Raw genomic sequence first — 274 nt, 5'->3', positions numbered from 1 at the left:
CGACATGCTGGCATGCACGTTCGTGTCGTGGCAGGCGAGCCGGAGCGCCATGGAGTCGCCGAGCCCGCGGGTGACCGCAAGCTCATGCGCCGTCGGCCGCTTGGAGATTTCCGGCAGGCGGATGCGCTCGCCGGCAAGGCCCGGACGCTCGTTCGCGAACGTGACCTCGACCTCCGCATCGCCGGCGATCGAACGCACGCAGCCGGTGATCGCCCGGCGCAACGGCTCGGTAACGACCGGACCGCCGGGTTTGGCTTTCGAATTGTCTCCGCGA

At 69.3% G+C, this 274-nt stretch carries 1 protein-coding gene; it reads right to left on the bottom strand.

Annotated elements, in window-relative coordinates:
• On the bottom strand, nt 1–274 hold a 274-nt coding region (locus KVS69_RS19550; RefSeq protein ID WP_217539654.1), incomplete at both ends, for a hypothetical protein.

It is taken from the genome of Stenotrophomonas sp. GbtcB23, assembly GCF_019091045.1.
Lineage (GTDB): Bacteria > Pseudomonadota > Gammaproteobacteria > Xanthomonadales > Xanthomonadaceae > Stenotrophomonas > Stenotrophomonas rhizophila_A.
The sequence above is the reverse complement of the archived record's forward strand: the minus strand, read 5'-3'. Positions and strand labels throughout refer to the sequence as shown.